Here is a 23,614-nt window from a genome sequence, read left to right on the forward strand (position 1 = left end):
ATGGGCACCATGATGGCGGACGGTTACGTCAACCGTATCGACCTGGATGGCCGCTCCTACGAGGTGATCCCGCAGGTCGAGCGCAAATACCGTCTCAATCCGGAGTCCATCAAGGGCTACTACGTGCGGGCCGCAGATGGCAAGTCGATCCCGCTCGGCAGCCTGATCACCATTGAAGTGGTTGGCGAGCCCCGCGCCCTGCCCCACTTCAACCAGCTGAACTCCGCCACTATCGGTGCCGTTCCGGCTCCGGGTGTGGCCATGGGTGATGCGATCAACTGGTTCCAGACCACCGCCGACGAGAAGCTGCCGCAAGGCTATCGTTACGACTTCATGGGTGAAGCCCGTCAGTTCGTCACCGAAGGCAATGCGCTCTATGCCACCTTCGCGCTGGCACTGGCCATCATCTTCCTGGTGCTGGCGATCCAGTTCGAGTCGGTGCGTGACCCCTTGGTCATCATGGTCTCTGTCCCGCTCGCCATCAGTGGAGCATTGATTGCCCTGGCATGGGGACTAGCGACCATGAACATCTACTCCCAGGTGGGCCTCATCACCCTGGTGGGTCTGATTACCAAGCACGGCATCCTGATCTGTGAAGTAGCGAAGGAAGAGCAGCTGCTGCGCGGCATGAACCGGATGGAAGCCGTGATGCAAGCCGCCAAGGTGCGTCTGCGTCCGATCCTGATGACCACCGCCGCCATGATTGCCGGTCTGATCCCGCTGCTCTACGCCGCAGGCGCCGGTGCAGCACAACGGTTCAGCATCGGTATCGTCATCGTGGCAGGCCTTGCTATCGGTACCCTGTTCACCCTGTTCGTACTGCCGGTGATCTACACCTATCTGGCTTCCGAGCACAAACCCTTGCCGGTATTCGATGAAACCATTCCGCCCAAGGCAAACGGCGGACACTGATCATCAATCACTTGCCAAGGCCCCGATACGGGGCCTTTTTTATGGTTCGCAGGAAAGACGACATAAGTCCATGAAGCAGTTAAACTAAAAAACACAACATCCAGACCGCAAGGACGCCATGTCAGGACTCATCTCCAAGACCGCCGAGGCCGTAGGCCGCAACGGACTCTCATACCGCCTGCTCTCCTATATTCTGGTGTGTAGTACCGTATTGGCGATGATCATTACGGTGCTGCAACTCGCCTGGGATTACCGCAAGGATGTCGCCGTCATCGAAGACAGCATCGGCCAGATCGAAGCCTCCTTTTTGCAACCTATTGCCGCCAGCTTGTGGAACCTCGATGAGGAGCAGGTCAAGGTGCAGATCGAAGGGATCATGAACCTGCCTAACATGCAGTTTGTGATGGTCAAGGAGATGCTCGGCAACTCCGAAGTGCCACTGTTGACCCAGGGAGTGGAACGGGAAAGCTATGACATCTCCCAGGAGTTCAATCTCACCTATCAGGGGGAAATTGTCGGCAAGCTGTTTGTCGCCGCGTCGCTGGAGCAGATTTACCAGCGTCTGATTGAGAAGTCAGTGCTGATCATGGTCAGCCAGACCATCAAGACCCTGGTGGTCTCATTTTGTATCCTGATCATCATTTACTATCTGGTGGTCAGGCACATCAACCGCATCGCCAACTACGCCCAGAAGTTCAACCTCGATCGGCTCGACATGGCGCTGGAGCTGGAAGGCCGCCCGCAGCCGCGCAAGAAACCCGACGAACTGGATACCCTGGTATCCACCCTCAACCAGATGCGCACCCGGCTACGTGACGAGCTGGTCGCTCGTCATCAGGCGGTGGAACAGCTGCAACAGGAGCGGGATTTCTCCGCCACCCTGATCAACTCCGCCAACATGGTCATCTGCTGCATGGAACCAGACTTGACCATCGCCAGCATCAACCCGGCAGCCATACTGCTGACCGGCTACCACCAGCAGGAGCTGTTGCAACACAACTGGCTGGATCTCTTTGTCAGCCCGGCGCAACGGGAAGAGCTGAACGATATTCTGGCGGCGGAAGGTTCACTGGCGGACAAAGAGGTCATCATGCATGACCAGCAGGCCCACGAGCTGGTGCTGCAGTGGACCTTCGTACCCTTCTATGAAGGGCCGAACCTCAAGTACCAGATCGGCTTCGGCTACGACATCACCCAGCTGAAAAAGGTCGAGCGGGAGATAATCCAGCTCAACGAGCAGCTGGAAGGAAAAGTGGTGGAGCGTACCCGCAGCCTGAGCGAAGCCAACAACCAGCTGGGCAAGGCGTACGACGACCTGAAACAAGCCCAGCAAACCCTGGTGGAGTCGGAGAAGATGGCCTCCCTCGGCTCGCTGGTGGCCGGGGTGGCACACGAGATCAATACCCCAATCGGCATCAGTGTGACCGCCTCCTCCTACCTGCAGGAACGGGTTGCCGATTTCAAATCTCATATAGAGTCAAAACAGCTGTCGCGTTCCTATCTCAACGAGTTCACCGTCAACCTCGACGAGTCGATGCAGCTGCTGCAGAGCAACCTGCGGCGCGCCTCCGAGCTGATTGCCAGCTTCAAGCAGGTGGCGGTCGACCAGTCATCGGAAGCACGCTACAACTTCAGCCTCGCCGACAACCTCCATCAGGTGGTGGTCTCGCTTGGCCACAAACTGAAGAAGAGCCAGTGCGAAGTGGATATCCAGTGCGATCCCAAGCTGTCTATATTCTCCTTCCCGGGCAGTTTTACCCAGATCTACTCGAACCTGATCCTCAACTCCATCAACCACGGGTTCGACAACTGGGACAAACCGAAGAAGATCACCATCAAGGTGGAACAGCAGGGAGAGGAGCTGTTTATCGACTATTCGGACAATGGCCGCGGCATCCCGCCCGAAATCTTGCCGCGCATCTTCGATCCCTTCGTCACCTCCAAGCGGGGTCAGGGTGGCAGCGGTCTGGGCACCCACATCATCTACAACCTGGTGGTGCAACTGCTGAAAGGCCGTATCAGCTGTGCCAGCGAACCGGGCCAGGGCGCCCAGTTCCATATTCGCCTGCCGATCCAACATAACTGAGTGCTGGCTCTTGTGAGCCAGCCGCTTTATCCCCATCATGCTGTGATTGCATTCTTAATGAGCGGAGAACCTCGCAATGGCACAGCATTTTGACTATATCGCCATCGGCGGCGGCAGCGGCGGTATTGCTTCTGCCAACCGGGCTGCCATGTACGGTAAGAAAGTTGCCCTGATTGAAGCCAAAGAGTTGGGTGGAACCTGCGTCAACGTAGGCTGCGTACCGAAGAAGGCTATGTGGTATGCAGGCCAGATCGCCGATGCCCTGAAATATGGCGCCGACTACGGCTTTGACACCACCCTCAACCACTTCAACTGGGCCAAGCTGGTCGAGTCCCGCCAGGCCTACATAGGCCGCATTCACCAGTCCTATCAGAACGTGCTGGGCAAGAACCAGATCACCGTCATCAAGGGCTTCGCCCGCTTCGTCAGCAGCAACACCATCGAGGTTAATGGCGAGCACTACACGGCCGATCATATCCTGATCGCTACCGGTGGCCGCCCGGAAATTCCGGCCATCCCGGGTGCCGAGCTGGGTATCGACTCCGACGGTTTCTTTGACCTGCAAAGCCAGCCCAAGCGGGTTGCCGTGGTGGGTGCTGGCTACATCGCAGTCGAGATCGCTGGCGTGATGCAGGCACTCGGCTCAGAGACCCATCTGGTGGTGCGCAAGCACGCGCCGCTGCGCAACTTCGACCCCATGATCCACGAGACTCTGGTCGAAATCATGGCGCAGGAAGGGCCCAAGCTGCACACCCACGCCATTCCCAAAGCCGTGCTCAAGAACGCTGACAACAGCCTTACCCTGCAACTGGAAGATGGTCGCCACCTCACCGTTGACTGCCTGATCTGGGCCATCGGCCGGGTACCGGCTACCGACAACCTCAACCTGGCTGCCGCTGGCATCACGCTGGACGAGAAGGGCTTTATCCCGACCGACAAGTTCCAGAACACCTCCGTCGCCAACATCTATGCAGTGGGTGACAACACGGGGCGCATCCAACTCACCCCGGTGGCTGTCGCCGCGGGCCGTCGCCTCTCCGAACGGCTGTTCAACAACAAGCCGAACGAGCACCTCAACTACGATCTGGTGCCGACCGTGGTGTTCAGCCACCCGCCCATCGGCACCATAGGCCTGACCGAACCGGAAGCCATCGCCCAATACGGCGAGGACCAGGTGAAGGTCTACCGCAGCCAGTTCACCGCCATGTACTCGGCACTGACTCAGCATCGCCAGCCCACCCGGATGAAGCTGGTCTGCGTCGGCCCGGAAGAGAAGGTGGTCGGTCTGCACGGTATCGGCTTTGCGATGGACGAGATCCTGCAAGGCTTCGGCGTCGCCATGAAGATGGGTGCCACCAAGGCGGACTTCGACAACTGCGTGGCGATCCATCCGACCAGTGCAGAAGAGTTCGTCACTATGCGTTAAGGGCAGATGAAGTTGGCCTGTCATTATCAGGCCAACTTCAACAACTGCGTTCCCATGCCTCATCCCACCAGCGCTGAAGAGTTCGTGACAATGCGATAGGTACGTTTGAAGTTGACCTTTCACGAGGAGCCGGCTTCGACAACCATCTAACCCCTTCTCCCAAACCCGGCTCAGGCCGGGTTTTTTGATCCCTCCTCGCCATTTCTCTCGCAAATCCGTCGTTCTTTACGCCGATTTTACGCCTGCCACATGGCGCTTTATGGCGCCTTTACGCCTGTTTTACATACCCTTTTCAGCGTCAATGACACCAACAGAGTCGATATGGTCTTACATCGGCTCTCGCAGCTAATTATCTCAATGGAGTCGATATGAATTGGCTATATCTGCTGCTCGTCCTCGCCTTGATGGCCTATCTGATGCGCGCACTCACGCGCAGTCACGAGTGAGGGACTACCTATATGCAGCAAGAAATTATCTACCCGGTGGCCAGCAAACTGCCGAGCCTCGTGAGCAATCCAATGCGTGCCCTGACGCACCGTGACCACGAGTGAGGAACTAGAACATGTGGCAAGAAATAATCTATCCGGTGGCCTTCGTACTACTGGTTCTGCTGCCGGCACCGCTGCTGGGCAACTACATCTACCGGGTATTTGAAGGCAAAATCCGCTGGTTGGCACCGGTCGAGCGCGCCACACTGGCTTGCTGTGGCACCGATGGGCGGGAGCAGGACTGGAAGTCCTACGCCCTCAGCCTGCTGGCCTTCAACGGCGCCGGTTTCGGTCTGCTGTTCCTGATCCTGATGGCTCAGGGGTTGCTGCCCCTCAACCCGCAACAACTGCCGGGTCTGAGCTGGCAACTGGCATTCAACACCGCGGTCAGCTTTATGACCAACACCAACTGGCAAGCCTATTCCGGTGAGGCCAGCCTCTCCTACTTCAGCCAGATGGTGGGCCTGACCACCCAAAACTTCGTCTCCGCAGGGACGGGCGCCGCCGTCGCCATTGCCCTGTTCCGCGGTATCGCTCGTCAGCAGACCATCAACCTTGGCAACTTCTGGCAGGATCTGGTGCGTTTCTGCCTCTATGTGCTGCTGCCCATCGCGCTGATCATGGCGCTGGTGCTGGTATGGCAAGGGGTGCCGCAAAGCCTGTCAGCCTATCTGCCGTTCCACGGTGTGGAAGGTCAGGAGCAGCTGCTGCCCCTCGGCCCGGCGGCCTCTCAGATCGCCATCAAGCAGCTTGGCTCCAACGGCGGCGGCTTCTTCGGCATCAACTCGGCACATCCGTTCGAGAACCCGACAGCCCTCTCCAACTGGCTGGAGATGGTCGCCCTGCTCACCATCGCTGCCGCCATGGTCTTTACTCTGGGCCGCTATGTGAAAGACATGGCCCACAGCCGCGCCATTCTCGGCGCCATGACCCTCATGCTGGTGCTGGGGCTCTTCGTCTCCCTCTCCCAGGAGCTGAAACCGGATCACGCCCTCGCCCAGCTCACCACTGACGCCAGCAACATGACTGGCAACTGGGAAGGGAAGGAGAGCCGATTCGGCCCTGTGCTCTCCAGCATCTGGGAAGTGGCGACCACTGCCGCCTCCAACGGTGCCGTCAACGCCATGCACGACAGCTTTACTCCGCTCGGTGGCATGGTGGGCATGATCAACATGCTGCTGGGCGAGGTCATCTTCGGCGGGGTCGGCTCCGGTATCTACGGCATGATGCTGTTCGTGCTGCTGACCGTGTTCCTGTGTGGACTGATGGTGGGACGTACCCCAACCTATCTGGGAAAACGCCTCGGCATCACCGAGATGAAGTGGGTGGTCGCCAGCATGTTAGTCATGCCGGTGGGGGTTTTGGTGATCGGTGGTGTCACCCTGCTGATGCCGGATGCGAGCACCATCATCGGCCATGATGGCCCGCACGGTCTGTCACGCCTCATCTATGCCTACGCCTCGGCTGCCGGCAACAACGGCTCTGCCTTCGCCGGTTTTGCCGCCGGTGACAACTGGCAGTGCATCGCCATCGGTCTGGCCATGCTGCTCGGTCGCTTCGGCTACATCATTCCGGTACTGGCCATCGCCGGTCAGCTGGCCCGTGCGCCCCGTCAGGAGACGAGCGAAGGAGACTTCCCCATCAGCGGCCTGCTGTTCGTTACCCTGCTGATCATCACCGTCCTGCTGATAGGTGGCCTCTCCTTCCTGCCGGTGCTGGCACTGGGCCCGGTGGCCGAACACCTGAGCCTGATCGGAGGGGCATTCGGATGAACCTGACCCTGTCGATCACCATCCGGATGCCAATGGCCAACTATCTGATGCTGGGAGCTTTCCAATGAGCAAGTCCACTGCAATGAGCACCGACACCATGTTGGTGAAGGGCAAAAAACAGAAATCACAGATCATCCAGGCAATGATTGAGGCCCTCTATCGCTTCAATCCCAAGGCGCTGTTTGGCAGCCCCATCCTGTTCACCCTCTGGCTGGCCGCAGTCATGGCGACGGTGGAGTCCCTGCTGGGGCAGCCGCTCTCCGGCGTCGCCCCTTCGCTGGCCTGGCAATTGACCACCTGGCTCTGGCTCACCCTCTGGTTTGCCAACTTCGCGGAAACCCTGGCCGAGGGGCGCGGCAAGGCCCGCGCCGACAGCCTGAAAGCGGGCATGAGCCAGCTCAAGGCCCGCCGGGTGGCGAATGCCAAAGATGGTCAGGGCGAATGGGTCCCCGCCACCAGCCTGATGAAGGGGGATCTGGTGCTGGTACGCAGCGGTGAGATGATCCCGGCCGACGGCGAAGTGATCGCCGGTATCGCCTCGGTCAACGAGGCCGCCATCACTGGCGAATCCGCCCCCGTCATCCGCGAGTCGGGCACCGACCGCAGCGGCGTGACCGGCAACACGACGGTCGTCTCCGACGAGATCTGGGTGCGCGTCAGCAACAATCCGGGCGAGAGCACGCTGGATCGGATGATCGCACTGGTGGAAGGGGCCAAGCGCCAGAAGACCCCCAACGAGATGGCGCTCGACGCCCTGCTGGTGGGCCTGACCCTGATCTTCCTGTTGGTGGTCGCTACCCTGCCCTGGTTCCTCGACTACAACGGCACCCAAGTCCCGCGCCTCTACCTGATCGCTCTCTTTATCACCCTGATCCCGACCACCATCGGCGGCCTGCTCTCCGCCATCGGCATTGCCGGTATGGATCGATTGGTGAAGCTGAACGTCATCGCCAAGTCTGGCCGTGCCGTCGAAGCGGCCGGTGATGTGCGCACCCTGCTGCTGGACAAGACCGGCACCATCACCTTCGGTAACCGGATGGCTGACGAACTGATCCCGGCTCCCGGCGTTGACCCTGCCCTGCTGGCGCAAGCAGCCATGCTGGCCTCGCTGGGTGACAACACCCCGGAGGGCAAATCCATCCTGACTCTGGCCAGCAAGAGCATGGCCAAGCCGAGCCAGCTGGAGAGCGACAAGGTGATCCCCTTCAGCGCCGAAACCCGGCTGAGCGGACTGGATCGCAACGGTCATCAATATCGCAAGGGTGCGGTAGATGCCGTGCTGAACTACCTCAGCCTCGACCGCAAGGCGGTACCTGAGCTGGTGCTCAAGTCAGTCGACAGCATCGCCCGTCAGGGTGGGACTCCGCTGCTGGTCTGTACTCAGGAGAAACTGCTGGGGGTGGTCTACCTCAAGGACATCATCAAGCCCGGTATCAAGGCTCGCTTCCAGATCCTGCGCCATATGGGGATCCGTACCGTGATGATCACCGGCGACAACCCGAAAACCGCCGCAGCCATCGCCGCCGAAGCCGGGGTGGATGACTTCATCGCCGAAGCGACGCCGGAGAAGAAGCTCGCCTATATCCGGCAGGAGCAGGCCGATGGTCGTCTGGTCGCCATGTGCGGCGACGGTGCCAACGATGCACCGGCACTGGCACAGGCTGATGTGGGTCTGGCCATGAACGAGGGTACCCAGGCCGCCAAGGAGGCGGGCAATCTGGTGGATCTCGACTCCAACCCCACCAAGCTGCTGGATGTGGTGCTGGTCGGCAAACAGCTGCTGGTGACCCGTGGCGCCCTGACCACCTTCTCCATCGCCAACGACGTGGCCAAGTACTTTGCCATCCTGCCAGCCCTGTTCATCGCCGCCTACCCGCAACTGGGGGCACTGAACCTGATGCAGCTGGGCAGCCCGCAGAGCGCCATCCTGTCGGCCATCATCTTCAACGCCCTGATCATTGTGGCGCTGGTGCCGCTGGCACTGCGTGGTGTCGACCTGAAAGGCTCGGCCGCCAGCCTGCTGCGCCGCAACCTGCTGATCTACGGTGTCGGCGGCCTGCTGGTGCCGTTTATCGGCATCAAGCTGATCGATCTGGTCATTACCGGCCTGGGTCTGGTGTAACGACATAACCGGGATGCGGGTCAGACCCGCATCCCCAACCATCCTTTTGGAGCAAGAGAATCATGATAGCAATCAGAACCCTGTTGACCCTGACCCTGCTGCTGGGCGTGGGTTATCCGCTGGCGGTGACCGGGCTGGCCCAACTGCTGTTCCCCTGGCAGGCCAACGGCAGCCAGCTGACCGACAGCAAGCAGCAACTGATCGGCAGCGCCCTGCTGGGGCAGAAATTCGAGCGGGCTGACTACTTCCATCCCCGTCCCTCCGCCAGCGATTTCAACACCATAGGCGGCAGCGCCAGCAATCTGGGGATGAGCTCACCGCTGCGGGCAGAGTTTGCCGAACAGGCCGCCAAGGCACAGCCGGGAACCAGCTCCCCCGCCATGCTGACCCGCTCCGCCTCCGGCCTCGATCCCCACCTGCCGCTGGATGCGGTACTGGCTCAGGTCGACCGCGTCGCCAAAGAACGTGGACTGGATCCCGCCCAACTGACGGAGCAGGTCAAGTCGGCCACACAAGCTGGTATCCTTGGCCCGCAGGTGGTCAACATTCTCCAGCTGAATCTGCAACTGGATCATCAAAAGGGCGCCTGATGGTGCCCATTCCGGTTTGGTGATGACCTCGATTTTCGCAACGGGCGGTTGGCTCGATAGGGATAACAATGGCTGATGTAGCAAGCGCTGATGCCCTGCTGACGAGTCTGATGCAGGAGCATGGGGATGCGTGATGAGGTAAGGGCCGACGCCCTGCTGGCGAGTCTGGAACAGGAGCACAAGGGCAAGCTGAAGGTGTTTCTCGGCGCCGCTCCCGGCGTGGGCAAGACCTACGCCATGCTGCAGGCGGTGCGGGAGCAGGCCAAAGAGGGGGTAGACATCCTGATCGGCGTGGTGGAGACCCACGGCAGGCAGGAGACGCTGGCTCTGCTCGACAAGCTCGCCATCATGCCGCGCAAGATCCACATGCACCGCCAGCAGCGACTGGAGGAGATGGATCTCGACGGTCTGCTCGCCCGCAAACCGGCCATCGCCGTGGTGGACGAGCTGGCCCACAGCAACGCCCCCGGCAGCCGCCACGAGAAGCGCTGGCAGGATGTGGAGGAGCTGCTCAACGCCGGGATCGACGTCTACACCACCCTCAACGTGCAGCATCTGGAGAGCCTCAACGATCTGGTGTGGCAGCTGACCGGGGTCAGGGTGAAAGAGACCCTGCCCGATCAGGTGCTGCTGGAAGCCGACAGTCTGGTGCTGATCGACCTGCCCCCCAAGGAGCTGCTCGGCCGCCTCAAGGAGGGCAAGGTCTATGTGCCCCATCAGGCCAAGGCTGCCCTGCAATCCTTCTTCTCCCTCAACAACCTCACCGCATTGCGGGAGCTGGCGATGCAGACCGCCGCCAGCCATGTGGAGGGCGATCTGCAACTGCAGTGGCAGGCTGCAGGCAAGAGCACCTTGCCGCTGCGGGGCAAGCTGATGGTTTGCCTCGGTGACCTGCACGGCTCGGCGCTGGTGCGCTACGGCCACCGCTTTGCCCAGCGCCGCCAACTCCCCTGGCTGGTGGTGCATGTCGACAGCAATGGCCGCCGCTCAGCCGATGTGGAGCAGGCGCTGGCGCTCGCCTCCCACCTCGGTGCCAAGGTGCTGACGCTATCCAGCCCGGCGGTCGCCAACACCCTGCTGGAGACCGCCGAACAGCAACAGGTCTCCCAGCTTCTGCTCGGCAAACCTCACAAGGCGCCATGGCGCCGCTCGCTGGTGCAGCACCTGCTCAAGCAGGCGCAGGGGCTCGAAATCACGCTGGTCGATACCGAGAAGCAGAAGCCCGAAGTGGGGATGCGCGTCCCGACTCCGAAAGATATTCACCACAGCCTGCTGGCAGTGGTGATCATGGGGATCACCTCGGCCGCCGCCTGGGGGCTCTCCTACTGGCTGCCGCCAGCAGCGTTGCCGCTCATCTTTGTACTGGGGGTGCTGGCGACAGCCCTCACCACCAGTCTGGTGCCCGCCACACTGGCGGCGGTGCTGGGCTTTATCGCCCACAATCTGCTCTTCACCGCCCCCTACTTCTCCCTGAGCGTCGCCAACCACAGCGACCTGCTCACCCTGTTTGTGCTGCTTATCGTCGGCATGACGGCGGGGCGGCTCGCCTCCCGCCAGCGGCAACAGCTGATCGGTCTGCGCGAGACCCAGCAGCTGGGCAATGCCCTGCTCTCCCTCAGTCAGGGGCTGGCCACCGCCAGCAGCCCGGAGGAGGTGCTCAGACAAGGTGCCCAGGCCATTTCACTGGCGCTCGGCCAGCCAACCGTGGTGATCGACAAGGAGTTCAACGATCGGCTCGGCAACGAGAAGCACAGGCCCGGCCAGACCGACAAGGCGGCCATCGACTGGTGTCTGGCCCAGAAGCAGAGCGCCGGGGCCCACACCGCCACCCTCAATGCCGCCGAGGCCCAGTATCACCACCTCAGCGATGATCTGGTGATCGGCATAACGCTGGCCAATCCGCTCTCCTCCTCTGCCGAGCACCAGCTGCAGGCGCTGCTCACCGATATTCGCGCCGCACTGGCGCGGATCGACCTCAACGAGCGGCTGGCCGACAGCCAGCTGCAGGCGGAGACCGACCGGATGCGCGCGGCCCTGCTCTCCTCGGTCTCCCACGATTTGAAAACGCCGCTGGCCACCATCATGGGCGCCGGCAGCACCCTGCTGGAATATGGTGACCGGATCCCCGCCGAAGACCGTGACGAACTGCTCCACTCGGTGCAGGAGGAGGCGCGCCGCCTGCACAGCTATGTGCAGAATCTGCTGGATATGACCCGCATCGGCTCCCCCGACTTCCAGCTGAAACGGGACTGGGTCGATCTGGCGGATCTGGTGGAGAGCGCCCGCAAGCGGCTCGAATCCTCCTGGCGCCAGCACAAGCTGCGGGTCCATTTCGATCAGCATGTGCCCCAGCTCTATGTCCATGGCGCCCTGATCGAACAGGTGCTGGTCAATATCCTCGACAACGCCTCTCGCTACTCGCCGGCTGGCACACCCATCGAGTTCAAGGTGATGGTGGCCGAACCCGACCTCATCATCGACATCATCGATATCGGGGTCGGTATCGCCGAGTCGGATCGGGAGAAGATCTTCAACCTCTTCTACACCCAGCCGGTTGGCGATTGCGGTAGCCGTGGCACCGGGCTTGGCCTCGCCATTTCCCGCGCTATGATAGAGGCCCACGGCGGCAAGATTTGGGCCTTCTCCGGCCCCAATGGCAACGGCACCTGCATGCGCATCTCCCTGCCGCTCGCGCTCAATTCACCGGAGGTCTGATGGTTGACCGCCAGATCGGGTCACTCAGCCCCTCCCACCATTCGCCTCTGGAGGTTCGATGGCGCACATTCTGGTCATAGATGATGAAGCGGCGATCCGTCGCTTTCTGCGGATCAGCCTGATTGCCGAGGGGCATCAGGTGAGTGAGGCGGTGGGGGTCAATGAAGGGCTGGAGCAGTATCGCCACCTCAACCCCGATCTGGTGATCCTCGATCTCGGTCTGCCGGATGGCGATGGTATTCAGGTATTGCAGGCCATTCGCGAGCACCACCCCAATCCGGTGCTGGTGTTGTCGGCCCGCGATTCGGAGCAGGAGAAGGTGCGGCTGCTGGATGCCGGTGCCAACGACTACATGAGCAAGCCGTTCGGCATCGGCGAGATGATGGCCCGCATTCGCGTGCTGTTGCGCCAACGGGCTGGAGTCAGCAGCGGCGAGCGGCGCCACTTCCCCCAATGCGGCCTGACGCTGGATATCAGCAGCCACAAGGTGACCATGAGAGAGGAGGAGATCCCCCTCTCCCGCAAAGAGTTCGCCCTGCTGCAGGCGCTGGTGTGCCACCCTGGTAAGCTGGTGATGCAGACCCAGCTGCTCAACGACATCTGGGGGCCGAGCCACAAGGAAGACACCCACTACCTGCGCATCGTCATCGCCAGTCTGCGCAAAAAGCTGGGGGATAACCCCCAGCAACCGACGCTTATCGAGACCGAATCAGGTATCGGCTACCGCTTTATCGGCAACTGATGTTTCACGTGGAACGACGCCCACTGCAAATCAGCGCCAATAGACCGCAGCCACTCAGCAACAGGCCGAGATCCTGCAATCCGGCCGCTACCGCCAACCCCAGACTGAGCAGCAGGTAGTAGCCAAGCCCGAACAGGGCGCCAGCGCTGCCTGCCACCTCGCGATAGGCCAGCAGCGCCTGACTCAGCACATTGGGGATCGCCAGCCCAAAAGCGATGACTACACCCATCATGGGCAACAGGAACCAGAGGCTGGCCTGAGTCGCCCATACCAGCAGCCCGGCAACCAGCGCCAGAGCGCAAGCCAATCTGACCAGAGATGACGGCAGCCACCCCCTCCCCAGCAGATGCTTGTTGAGCAGGCTGCCGAGCAGAGTCGCCAGCGCCAGCAAGATCCCCGAATAGCCAAACTCGCCGGTGCTCAATCCCAATCCGGCAAACAGGAAGGGGGCCAGACTGTAGTAGCCAAACAGCATGGTGTTGAACAGGGCGACCAGCATGGCACTGCGCCAGAGTCCGCCATCCTTCATCATCCGGCACGCCAGCGGCCAGAGTGCGACTTGTCGGGTGGTGGCCGGACGGGTTTCCGGCAGCTGCCAGCAGGCAACCAGAAGCAAGAGAGCCGCCAGTATCAGCAGACCGCTGAATACCCCGAGATAACCGAACCCGCTCGCCAGCTGCCCGCCACTGAGCAACCCCAGCACCGGGCTGAGTGAGAGCGCTATGCCCATCACCGAGAAGACCCGCGCCAGATCGCTGCCCTGATAACTGTCGCGCAGCATGGTCTGGGTCACCACGGATCCCACCGCGGCGCCAAAAGCCGAGATAACCCGGGCCAGCAGCAGGGTTTCAAACTGATTAGCCAGCAGCGCCAGCAAGGTGCCGACGCCATAGGTGAGCAGACCCGCCAGCATGGCGGGACGCCGCCCAATCAGATCGCAGAGCCGTCCCCAGCAGACCACGCCCACCGCAAACGCCAGAAAATAGACCGACAGGGTCTGGGATGCCTGCCCTTCGCTCACCTGAAACTGGCTGGCGATGTGGGTCAGGACCGGGCTGTAGATGGTCTCCACAATTTGGGGAAACATCATCAATCCCACAACCAGCCAGAGCGGTGGCAACTTGTTGTTCATGACAAACCTCCTTCACAAGAGGTCGCCATTCTAGAGAGATGCCAATTGTCTGATTACAATAAGCAGGACTATAAACATCAAAAATCGGACATATGGCCTTTATTCTTCCCGATCACCCTTTTGACCCTGACCAGCTGACCGGCAGCGTGATCGGCATTGCCTCCGCCCTCGGCTGGCACGACTCGGGCCTACATCAACATCAACGCTATCAGCTGCTGTTCGCCCAATCCGGCTGCATGACCATGGAGCTGGAAGGTCGGGTCTGCCTGCTACCGCCCACCCGCGCTGCCTGGCTGCCGGCGGGCACCGCCCACCGGGTACTGATGCGTGGTGTCGTCGCCTACCGATCCCTCTACTTCCAGCCGCACCCCGAGCTGCCCGGCACGGTGGAGGTGCTGGCGGTCAATCCGCTGCTGCACGAACTGATCGAACGGATGGCACTCTGGCCGTGGGACAAACCGCAAGAGCAGCAGCAACGGACGGTAGGACTGTTTATGGAGGAGTTGGGGCTGGCACCGCGGGAGTCGTGGCAGTTGCCGCTACCGACCGATCCCAGACTGGGCGGCTGGCTACAGCAGTTAAAACGGGGAGATGCCCTGCCCGCTCGGCTCAACCAGCTGGCCGAACGGGTAGGTGCCAGTGACAAGACCATTGGCCGCATCTTTATGCGGGAGACCGGCATGAGCTACCAGGCGTGGCGTCAGCAGTGGCGGCTGTTGCGCGCCATGGAGTTGCTGGCAGAAAGCGAGCCCATCAGCCGGATTGCCGCTGCGCTGGAGTTCTCCAGCGACAGCGCCTTTATCAGCTTCTTCAAACAACATACGGGGCAGACTCCCCTGCGCTATCTCAGCTCTCGGGGTGAGTCGCCACTGCCTGACTCGCCTCCACCACCAGGGTATCCAGCGCCAGCGGCTTGAGATTGTGCAGCGCATCCTGCACCACGGCATGGGATGCTTGTTGCAACTCGCTCTGCACATCCTGCTCCAACTGGGTACTCTCCAGCTCGGGCCGCGGGTTTTCGTTGGTCATCACGTTCAGGCTCAGGGCACTCACAATCAGGGTAGCGATCAGGCTTTTCATCTGGTTTGCTCCGGTATGGTTGAGATGACCAGATAGCTATTCCAATAGTTGTGCCAATCCTCACGCAATTCATAACGTGATGATTTTGTTTAAATTAACTATATCTCGATACCAAATTGAGTCGCAAAATGCATCCCGCTCGGTCATTTTTAAACCAACAGTTGGTGCTTTTAACCACGCTTGATTTTTGCGCCATGTTCCACGTGGAACGTCCCATCTTTTTGATCGACACCCGCTTTTAAACTGAGCTATGGTGCTACATCCCCGTAACTCAAATCTGGATCTGTCACTGAATGGAATTTTCCTTGTTCGGCGAGAAGTTCACTCGCCACGCCGGCATTACCCAACTCATGGATGACCTCAATCAGGGGCTGACCAATCCGGACGCCATCATGCTGGGTGGCGGCAATCCGGCCCCCATCCCCGCCATGCTGGAGCGCTTTCAGGCCGAGGCCAAAACCCTGCTCGACAACGGCGAACTGGTGAAGGCGATGGCCAACTACGATGGCCCACAGGGCAAAGACAGGTTCACCAAAGCGCTGGCAGCCCTGCTCAGCAAGGAGCTGGGATGGGATATCTCGGCCCGCAATATCGCCCTGACCAATGGCAGTCAGAATGCCTTCTTCTACCTGTTCAACCTGCTGGCCGGCGAATTTGCCGATGGCCGCAAGAAGAAGGTGCTGTTCCCGCTCGCCCCCGAGTACATCGGCTATGCCGACTCGGCGCTGGCCGACGACTACTTCGTGGCCTACAAGCCCACCATTGAGAAGCTGCCCGATGGCCAGTTCAAATACCATGTGGATTTCGAGAGCCTGCAGGTGGGTGACGATATCGGGGTGATCTGCGTCTCCCGCCCGACCAATCCCACCGGCAACGTGCTGACCGACGAAGAGATCGAACACCTCGATCAGATCGCCCGCGACAAGGGGATTCCGCTGCTGATCGACAACGCCTACGGCGTGCCCTTCCCGGGCATCATCTTCAGCGAGGCCAAGCCGTTCTGGAACGCCAATACCATCCTCTGCATGAGCCTCTCCAAGCTCGGCCTGCCGGGCACCCGCTGCGGCATCGTCATCGCCGACGAGAAGATCATTCAGGCCATCACCAACCTGAGCGGCATCATCAATCTGGCACCGGGCAGTCTGGGCCCCGCCATCACCATCCCGATGATCGAGAGCGGCGAGATCATCGCCCTCAGCGAACAGGTGGTGAAGCCCTTCTATCAGCAGAAGGCGGAGCTGGCGGTGCAGCTGCTGCGCGAAGCGATCCCCGACCCGCGCTTCCATATCCACAAGCCTGAAGGGGCTCTCTTCCTCTGGCTCTGGTTTGAAGGCTTGCCGATCCACTGTCAGGAGCTCTATGAGCGACTGAAAGCGAAGAACCTGCTGATCGTGCCGGGTCACTACTTCTTCCCCGGCATCGACGACCCCGAGTGGCGCCACAGCCAGGAGTGCATCCGCCTCAACTACTCCCAGAGCGAAGAGCTGGTGCGCCGCGGCATCGCCATTCTGGCCGATGAAATCAACGCCCTCTACGCCGGCTAAGTCAGTCCGACCAGCCAAAAACAGAAAGGCCTGCATCTGCAGGCCTTTATTGTTTATCGCGATCCGGTTTGCTTAGCCGGGCAGCGCCAGCTGCTCGGGTTTGCCGATGGGGATGGCTCGGGGCTTGAGCGCCTCCGGCAGTTCGCGCGCCAGATCGATGGTCAGCAGACCATGCTCCAGCTTGGCACCCTGCACCTCCACGTGCTGGCTCAGCTTGAAGGCGAGCTCGAAGTCGCGCTCGGCAATCCCCTGATGGAGGAACTGACGCTCACCGGCCGCAGCCCCTTTGCGCCCCTTCACCTTGAGGGTGCCGTTTTCGGTCTCCAGCTCCAGCTCTTCGCGCTCGAAGCCAGCCACGGCGACCGTAATGCGATAGCCATCCTGATCGCGCTTTTCAATGTTGTACGGGGGGTAAGCGGCGGTCTTCTGCTCGAACAGACCTTCCAGCTCACGGGCCATCCGCTCGAAGCCGACGGCATTGGAATAGAGATGAGAAAAATCGAGGTTACGCATAATCCTATCCTTCTAATAAGCAACAGGTTCAACTCTCCACAGGCCCGTTATCGGCACCCGGGAAATTTTAAAATTTCAGTGAATTCAGGCTATCAGCCGTTGATCTCGATCTTGCGCGGCTTCATCGCCTCGGGCACTTCACGCACCAGCTCGATGTGCAGCAAGCCGTTTTTCAGGTCGGCCCCTTTCACCCGCACATAGTCGGCCAGCTGGAAGCGGCGCTCAAAACCACGCTCGGCGATCCCCTGATAGAGATAGCTGCGCCCGGTATCGGCCTGCTTGTTGCCCTTCACCGTCAACAAATTTTCCTGGAAGCTCAGCTCCAGCTCTTCCTGGGTAAAGCCCGCTACTGCCATGCTGATACGGTAGTCGTTGTCACCCAACTGCTCGATGTTGTAGGGGGGATAACCGGCATTGCCATTGCTGGCCGCAGATTCGATGAGATTGGCCAGACGATCGAAACCGATGGCAGAACGATAGAGCGGAGAAAAGTCGATAGAACGCATAGTATTACCCTCTTATGAGCGATAACGGATTGTTTGCCCTCCTTATGGACGGGCGCCTGGTCGAAACCTCTGTCGAGCGTTCCGGCCTTGTTACCTATATAGGGGCTCACTTTTTCCTTTCAAGGGGATTTTTTCAAATTTTTTAAATGGCCGCACCGGCCTGTAGAACATCAACCTGTTGGCCCGATAGTGATGATAATCGACCCGTGGGCCACTGATGGAAATGCGCTCCTCACCCCATAATTGGTTGCATATCCACCAGCCAACATGGAGCCATCTCATGAAGATTACCCAGGTTCGCAACGCCACCTTGCTGCTCGACTATGCCGGCACCCGCTTTCTGATCGACCCCATGCTCTCGGCCAAGGGAGACTTCCCCGGCTTTGAGGGCACCGCCAACAGCCATCTGCGCAATCCGCTGGTCGATCTGCCGCTACCGATCGATGAGCTGGTCGATGTGGATGCCGTTATCGTCACCCACGACCATCCCGACCACTGGGATGACGCAGCCAGAGCCCTGATCCCCAAACATCTGCCGCTCTTGGTGCAACACCAGAAAGATGCCGATGCCATTCGTGCCAGTGGCTTTGAGGATGTGCGCCTGCTGAGCGACCAGCCCGAGTTTGCCGGCATTCGCCTGCAGCAGACCGGTGGCCAGCACGGCAGCGACCAGTTGATGGCGGTACTGGGCGAGCGCATGGGAGAAGCGTGCGGTGTGGTCTTCTCCCACCCCGATGAACAGAGCCTCTATCTGGCCGGTGATACCATCTGGCATCCCTCGGTCAAACAAGCCCTGCAACAGCATCAACCCGAGGTCATCATCCTCAACTGTGGCGATGCACAGGTGCCCGGACTCGGTTCCATCATCATGGGCAAGGAGGATGTCGCCGCCGTTTATCAGGCCGCACCGCAAGCCACGCTGATCGCTAGCCATATGGAGGCGGTCAACCACGCCGTGCTGTCACGTCAGGAACTTCATACCTATCTGACCGAGCGAGGCATGATGGATCGGGTGTGGATACCGGCGGATGGCGAGGCTCTCTCGCTGTAACTGACTGGGCCATGCCGAACAGCGCGCATGGCCCTTCGGCTTTCACTGCCAAACGCTTATGATGAGAGGTCTGCGCGTAGAGAGGAGCCAACACCATGACCACCCCGATCGTTGCCGTGGTGACCTTCGATCACTTCAGCCTTTTTCACTGCGCCGTCCCCTGCCTCATCTTCGGCGATATTCTGCCGGGCCAGCCGCTGTTCGAGCTCAAGATCTGCTGCGGCGATGGCAACCGCCACGCACACTCGGCACAAGGCTTCACCATTCAGGCCTCCTATGGGCTGGAGGTGCTGGCCGAGGCGGAGATCATCGTCATCCCCTTCTGGCACGACCCGGCAGCACGGCCACCCGCAGCGCTGCTCGATGCCCTGATTGCCGCCAGAGCCAGAGGTGCCAGGCTGGTCGGGCTCTGTCTTGGCACCTATGTGCTCGCCTACGCCGGACTACTTAATGGTCGCAAAGCATCGACCCACTGGGAGTACGAACAGGATTTCTGTCGCCGCTTTCCTTGCGTGCAGCTCGATACCAACGCCCTCTATGTGGATGACGAGGGGCTGGTCACCTCGGCAGGTACCGCCGCCGGACTGGACTGCTGCCTCTATCTGGTACGCCAGTACCACGGCTCGGCCATCGCCAACAAGGTGGCGCGGCGGCTGGTGATCCCGCCTCACCGGGAAGGGGGCCAAGCCCAGTTTATCGAACAGCCGGTGCCCGCCTCCACCCGCGATGTCAGGATGAACCAGTTGCTCGATCACCTGCGTGCCCATCTGGCCGAACCCCACACCCTGGATTCTCTGGCGGCCCACACCCTGATGAGCCGCCGCACCTTTACCCGCCGTTTTCATCAGGCTACCGGCCTCTCGGTGGGTGAATGGCTGCTGGCGGAGCGGCTCAGGCGCAGTCAGGAGCTGCTGGAGGTAAGCGGCCATTCAATCGATCGCATTGCCGAGCTGGTTGGCTTCAAGAGTGCCACCTCTTTGCGCAACCACTTCCGCGGCCGCTTTGCCATCTCCCCCAGCGAGTGGCGACGATCTTTTCGTGGCCAAAACCCCTGATACCAAAGCACGATGTTTCACGTGGAACGTGCAACTTCTTTCGCCCAAAAACAAAAAGCCGCTCACAGGGAGCGGCTTTTTGCTGTCTGACTGCGTCGATTAGACGTCGAGGTTGGCTACGCGCAGGGCGTTGGTCTCGATAAAGTCACGACGGGGCTCAACGGCATCACCCATCAGGGTGGAGAAGAGCTGGTCAGCACCGACGGCGTCGTCGATGGTGACGCGCAGCATACGACGGGCTTCCGGATCCATGGTGGTTTCCCACAGCTGGTCCGGGTTCATCTCACCCAGCCCTTTATAGCGCTGGATGTAGATGCCGCGTTTGCCTTCGCCCATCAACCACTCGACGGCTTCCACAAAGTTGGCAACCGGCTTCACCTTCTCGCCACGCTTGATGAAACCACCTTCCTCAATCAGGTTGGCGATCTCCTTGCCCAGCGAAACCAGCTGACGGTATTCACCGGACTGCAGGAAGTCGTAGCTAAGCGGATATTCACGGTCGACACCGTGCTGACGTACTACGGCGTGCGGCACGTACAGGCTGCGCTCTTCGTCACGACGAACCTGGATCTGGTACTGGATACCGTGGTTGCTCTCGTTGAGCACGGCTTCCATACCCTGACACCAAGCCAGCAGATCGCTCTCGCTGTTCAGCAGTGCTTCGTTCAACTCCGGCTGATAGATCAGCTGGGTCAGCACGGCTTCGGGCGCACGACGAGACATGCGGGTGATCAGGTGAGTCACCGAGCGGTGCTGGTTGACCAGACGCTCCAATGCCTCGCCACCGATGGCCGGGGCAGACTCGTTGACGTGCAGGGTAGCACCATCCAGCGCCATGGCGGTCTGGTACTGCAGCAGCGCGTCTTCGTCTTTCAGATACTGCTCCTGCTTGCCCTTCTTCACCTTGTAGAGCGGCGGCTGGGCGATGTAGACGTAGCCACGTTCGATGATTTCCGGCATCTGACGATAGAAGAAGGTCAGCAGCAGGGTTCGGATGTGCGCACCATCGACGTCCGCATCGGTCATGATGATGATGTTGTGATAACGCAGCTTGTCCGGGTTGTACTCGTCGCGACCGATACCGCAACCCAGTGCGGTGATCAGGGTGCCCACCTCTTGCGAGGAGATCATCTTGTCGAAACGGGCCTTCTCTACGTTCAGGATTTTACCCTTGAGCGGCAGGATGGCCTGGTTTTTACGGTTGCGACCCTGCTTGGCGGAACCGCCAGCAGAGTCCCCTTCCACTATGTAGAGTTCGGAGAGAGCCGGGTCTTTTTCCTGACAGTCAGCCAGCTTACCGGGCAGACCGGCGATATCCAGCGCGCCTTTGCGGCGGGTCAGTTCGCGGGCTTTGCGGGCCGCTTCGCGGGCACGGGCCGCATCGATGATCTTGTTGACCACGATCTTGGCATCGCCCGGGTTTTCCAGCAGGAAGTCCGCCAGCTTCTCACCCATCGCCTGCTCAACTGCGGTCTTCACTTCGGAAGAGACCAGCTTGTCTTTGGTCTGGGAGGAGAACTTGGGATCCGGCACCTTGACGGAGATAACGGCAATCAGACCCTCACGCACGTCGTCGCCACTAGCGGCAGACTTGGCCTTCTTGCTGTAGTCCTCTTTGTCCATATAGGAGTTCAGAGTACGGGTCAGTGCGGTACGGAAGCCAACGAGGTGAGTACCACCATCCCGCTGCGGGATGTTGTTGGTGAAGCAGTAGACCCCTTCCTGATAGGCGTCGTTCCACTGCATCGCCACTTCAACGCCGATACCATCCTGCTCGGTGGTGAAATGGAACACCTTCGGGTGGATCGGGGTCTTGTTCTGGTTCAGGTATTCAACGAACGCCTTGATGCCGCCTTCGTAACAGAAGTGCGCCTCACGGCCGTCACGCTCATCCATCAGACGGATGGAAACACCGGAGTTGAGGAAGGAGAGCTCGCGCAGGCGCTTGGCCAGGATCTCGTAGTGGAACAGGGTGTCGCTGAAGATGGTCGGGCTCGGCCAGAAGCGAACTTCAGTACCGGTGCCGGTGCTGTCGCCAATCTGCTTGAGCGGCGCTTGCGGCTCACCCAGATGATAGGTCTGTTCGTAGACGTGGCCGTTACGACGAATGGTCAGCAGCAGCTTGTCAGAGAGCGCGTTAACAACGGAGACGCCGACGCCGTGCAGACCACCGGAAACCTTGTAGGAGTTGTCATCGAACTTACCGCCAGCGTGCAGCACGGTCATGATGACTTCGGCAGCGGATCGGCCCTCTTCCGGGTGAATATCGACCGGAATACCACGGCCGTTATCGCGCACGGAGACGGAGCCATCGGAATGGATCTTGACCTGAATATCGGAGCAGTAGCCAGCGAGCGCCTCGTCAATGGAGTTATCGACGACCTCGAACACCATGTGGTGCAGACCCGAGCCATCATCCGTATCGCCGATATACATCCCCGGGCGCTTGCGGACCGCATCCAGGCCCTTCAGCACCTTGATATTCGAGGAGTCGTAAGTATTTTCACTCATAGCTTACTCTCTGCCTTCTCTAACGTTTCGGAGATTTTACCCTGTTCCACGTGGAACAACTTGCAGTCATTCGCATCCATCATGTCTGCGAGCTGACCGGTGTCGATGGCGGTGATAAACACCTGGGACGCACACTGCTTCAGCCTTGCGGCCAGCAAGCGGCGCTTGTCGACATCCAGTTCAGAGGCAAAATCGTCAATTAAAAAAATACAGCCACGGCTGCTATGTTGATTCAAATAGAGCCCTTGGGCCAGTCGCATGGCGCAGACCAGCAACTTCAGCTGACCCCGGGACAAAATATCCTGAGCGGGCACCCCGTTCGCCTTGAGGCGCACATCGGCTTTTTGTGGACCGACACCGGTATAGCCCAGCGCCCGATCCCGCTCAAACCCCGCCTCCAGCAGATCGCCGAGGGGAGTATCTTTCTCCCAGCCCCGGTAAAAGCCGAGACTGATATCGAATTCCGGCAGAAAATCCGCCGTCATTTCCTTGATCAGGGGCGTAATGGCCTGACAATAACTGGCGCGAAACTCGGCCAGCTCACCACCCAGCCGCACCAACTCCTGATCCCAGAACGCCAGCTGGCGGTACTGGGTGCTCTGGCGCAGCAGCGCATTGCGCTGTTTCAGCAGCCGCCGCACTCGCCCCCACAGGGCAAAGAAGGTCGACTCCTGATGGAAGACACCCCAATCGAGCCAGGCGCGGCGAGCCTGAGGCCCGCCCGTCAGCAGGTTGAAACCATCAGGATGGATCAACTGCACCGGCAACAGCTCCGCCAAATCGGCCAGCCGCTGGGCCTGCGCCCCGGCAATCTTGAGCTGGGTCTCGCCACTCTTGTCTTTGGCAAGACCGATCGGTACCTGACGCCCCTCCAGTTCACACTGGGCAAACAGGGTAAAGGCCCTCTCTCCCTGGCGGATGACCCGCCCGGTCAAATGAGTGCGAAAGGAGCGCCCCAGACCAAGGTAGTGAATGGCTTCCAGCACGCTGGTCTTGCCGCTGCCATTGCACCCGACCAGAATGTTGAGGCCGGGCGACAGCTTGAGACTGGCTTGCTGGATATTGCGAAAGTCGCTGAGCTGGAGTTTGACCAGGGACACGACTAGATCCGCATCGGCATCACCACGTACTGAGCATCCTGATGTTCAAAATCCTCAATAATGGCACTGCTGATGGAATCGCTCAGGCTAATCCGAATTTGGTCACATTTTAACGTATTCAGCACGTCGAGCACATAAGAGACGTTAAAGCCGATCTCCATCTCGCCAGCGGCATATTGTACGTCAAGCAGTTCTTCGGCTTCTTCCTGTTCCGGGTTGTTGGCGGTGATGCGCAGCAGGTTTTCCTGCAGATTGAGACGCACCCCACG

General features: G+C 60.1%; 18 protein-coding genes and 1 pseudogene. 12 read left to right on the forward strand and 7 right to left on the reverse strand.

Annotation, left to right across the window (positions count from 1 at the left end):
- The 8 genes from G5358_RS12650 to G5358_RS12685 all read left to right on the forward strand — a co-directional run.
- Positions 1-912: efflux RND transporter permease subunit (locus tag G5358_RS12650; protein WP_421324186.1), on the forward strand; the 912-nt coding region annotated here is incomplete at its 5' end.
- Positions 913-1,030: 118 nt separating this feature from the next.
- Positions 1,031-2,998, forward strand: a complete 1,968-nt coding sequence (locus G5358_RS12655) for an ATP-binding protein (RefSeq protein WP_245148451.1) — start codon at positions 1,031-1,033, stop codon at positions 2,996-2,998.
- A 76-nt stretch (positions 2,999-3,074) separates the two neighbouring features.
- A complete protein-coding gene (gene gorA, locus G5358_RS12660) occupies positions 3,075-4,424 on the forward strand; it encodes a glutathione-disulfide reductase (protein ID WP_270820541.1) in 1,350 nt (449 codons plus the stop codon).
- A 562-nt stretch (positions 4,425-4,986) separates the two neighbouring features.
- Positions 4,987-6,684: a potassium-transporting ATPase subunit KdpA gene (gene kdpA / locus G5358_RS12665; RefSeq protein WP_421324187.1), complete on the forward strand. Its 1,698-nt coding sequence runs from the start codon at positions 4,987-4,989 to the stop codon at positions 6,682-6,684.
- 64 nt (positions 6,685-6,748) lie between these two features.
- Positions 6,749-8,806 carry a potassium-transporting ATPase subunit KdpB gene (kdpB, locus tag G5358_RS12670; protein ID WP_421324188.1) on the forward strand — a complete coding sequence of 686 codons (2,058 nt, stop codon included), beginning with the start codon at positions 6,749-6,751 and terminating at the stop codon, positions 8,804-8,806.
- A 62-nt stretch (positions 8,807-8,868) separates the two neighbouring features.
- Positions 8,869-9,396: a potassium-transporting ATPase subunit C gene (locus tag G5358_RS12675; RefSeq protein WP_201991000.1), complete on the forward strand. Its 528-nt coding sequence runs from the start codon at positions 8,869-8,871 to the stop codon at positions 9,394-9,396.
- 126 nt (positions 9,397-9,522) lie between these two features.
- Complete coding sequence (locus G5358_RS12680; protein WP_421324189.1) at positions 9,523-12,111, forward strand: ATP-binding protein; 2,589 nt, start codon at positions 9,523-9,525, stop codon at positions 12,109-12,111.
- Positions 12,112-12,169: 58 nt separating this feature from the next.
- Positions 12,170-12,853, forward strand: coding sequence for a response regulator (locus G5358_RS12685; protein WP_021230453.1), 684 nt, complete (start codon positions 12,170-12,172; stop codon positions 12,851-12,853).
- A gap of 4 nt (positions 12,854-12,857) precedes the next feature.
- Here the strand turns inward: G5358_RS12685 and G5358_RS12690 are convergent, their stop codons facing one another.
- A complete protein-coding gene (locus G5358_RS12690; protein ID WP_421324190.1) occupies positions 12,858-13,985 on the reverse strand; it encodes a multidrug effflux MFS transporter in 1,128 nt (375 codons plus the stop codon).
- Between the two features lie 92 nt (positions 13,986-14,077).
- Between G5358_RS12690 and G5358_RS12695 the strand changes: the two genes are divergently transcribed.
- Positions 14,078-14,902: an AraC family transcriptional regulator gene (locus G5358_RS12695; RefSeq protein ID WP_421324191.1), complete on the forward strand. Its 825-nt coding sequence runs from the start codon at positions 14,078-14,080 to the stop codon at positions 14,900-14,902.
- On the opposite strand, the gene G5358_RS12700 is transcribed toward G5358_RS12695, so the two are convergent.
- Positions 14,832-15,065: a hypothetical protein gene (locus G5358_RS12700; protein WP_107683417.1), complete on the reverse strand. Its 234-nt coding sequence runs from the start codon at positions 15,063-15,065 to the stop codon at positions 14,832-14,834. The genes G5358_RS12695 and G5358_RS12700 overlap by 71 nt on opposite strands.
- A gap of 293 nt (positions 15,066-15,358) precedes the next feature.
- On the opposite strand from G5358_RS12700, the gene G5358_RS12705 reads away from it, so the two are divergent.
- Positions 15,359-16,609 carry a valine--pyruvate transaminase gene (locus G5358_RS12705; RefSeq protein ID WP_236342419.1) on the forward strand — a complete coding sequence of 417 codons (1,251 nt, stop codon included), beginning with the start codon at positions 15,359-15,361 and terminating at the stop codon, positions 16,607-16,609.
- Positions 16,610-16,681: 72 nt separating this feature from the next.
- Here the strand turns inward: G5358_RS12705 and G5358_RS12710 are convergent, their stop codons facing one another.
- On the reverse strand, positions 16,682-17,122 hold the full coding sequence (locus tag G5358_RS12710) for an Hsp20 family protein (RefSeq protein WP_005339297.1): 441 nt from the start codon (positions 17,120-17,122) through the stop codon (positions 16,682-16,684).
- 92 nt (positions 17,123-17,214) lie between these two features.
- The gene (locus G5358_RS12715; RefSeq protein ID WP_421324192.1) at positions 17,215-17,628 is read right to left on the reverse strand and encodes an Hsp20 family protein; all 414 of its coding nucleotides are present in this window, start codon (positions 17,626-17,628) and stop codon (positions 17,215-17,217) included.
- Positions 17,629-17,908: 280 nt separating this feature from the next.
- Here G5358_RS12715 and G5358_RS12720 point away from each other — a divergent pair, with 280 nt between their 5' ends.
- Both G5358_RS12720 and G5358_RS12725 read left to right on the forward strand, forming a co-directional pair.
- Complete coding sequence (locus G5358_RS12720; protein WP_421324193.1) at positions 17,909-18,679, forward strand: MBL fold metallo-hydrolase; 771 nt, start codon at positions 17,909-17,911, stop codon at positions 18,677-18,679.
- Between the two features lie 95 nt (positions 18,680-18,774).
- Complete coding sequence (locus G5358_RS12725) at positions 18,775-19,734, forward strand: helix-turn-helix domain-containing protein (RefSeq protein ID WP_042054354.1); 960 nt, start codon at positions 18,775-18,777, stop codon at positions 19,732-19,734.
- Between the two features lie 99 nt (positions 19,735-19,833).
- Here the strand turns inward: G5358_RS12725 and gyrB are convergent, their stop codons facing one another.
- The 3 genes and pseudogenes from gyrB to G5358_RS12740 form a co-directional block, all read right to left on the reverse strand.
- Positions 19,834-22,245, reverse strand: coding sequence for a DNA topoisomerase (ATP-hydrolyzing) subunit B (gene gyrB / locus G5358_RS12730; protein WP_076494165.1), 2,412 nt, complete (start codon positions 22,243-22,245; stop codon positions 19,834-19,836).
- A complete protein-coding gene (recF, locus tag G5358_RS12735) occupies positions 22,242-23,345 on the reverse strand; it encodes a DNA replication/repair protein RecF (protein ID WP_202004917.1) in 1,104 nt (367 codons plus the stop codon). Before recF ends, gyrB begins: the two co-directional genes overlap by 4 nt.
- Positions 23,346-23,347: 2 nt before the next feature.
- A pseudogene (locus G5358_RS12740) lies at positions 23,348-23,614 on the reverse strand (DNA polymerase III subunit beta); the annotation flags it as partial.

Source organism: Aeromonas sp. 604176 (assembly GCF_049170755.1).
Lineage (GTDB): Bacteria > Pseudomonadota > Gammaproteobacteria > Enterobacterales > Aeromonadaceae > Aeromonas > Aeromonas veronii_A.